This is a genomic window from Citrobacter sp. TBCS-14 (assembly GCF_005280805.1).
Lineage (GTDB): Bacteria > Pseudomonadota > Gammaproteobacteria > Enterobacterales > Enterobacteriaceae > Citrobacter > Citrobacter gillenii.
This window is the reverse complement of the sequence record NZ_SZWM01000589.1, coordinates 542-798: the sequence shown is the minus strand read 5'-3', so window position 1 is coordinate 798 and position 257 is coordinate 542. Positions and strand designations below refer to the sequence as shown.

The following is a 257-nucleotide window of genomic DNA, read 5'->3' as shown; positions in this document are numbered from 1 at the left end:
CCCCGCGACTTACCAGGCTGACTATGACAGCGCCAAAGGCGAGCTGGCAAAGAGTGAAGCGGCGGCAGCTATCGCGCATTTAACGGTAAAACGTTATGTTCCGCTGGTAGGCACTAAGTACATCAGCCAGCAAGAGTACGATCAGGCCATTGCTGATGCCCGCCAGGCCGATGCTTCCGTAATCGCAGCAAAAGCCGCGGTCGAAAGCGCACGTATTAACCTGGCCTACACCAAAGTGACATCGCCCATTAGCGGAC

General features: G+C 56.0%; 1 pseudogene. It reads left to right on the top strand.

Going from position 1 to position 257, the window contains the following annotated elements:
- Positions 1–257: pseudogene (locus tag FDX22_RS31520) on the top strand (efflux transporter periplasmic adaptor subunit); the annotation flags it as partial.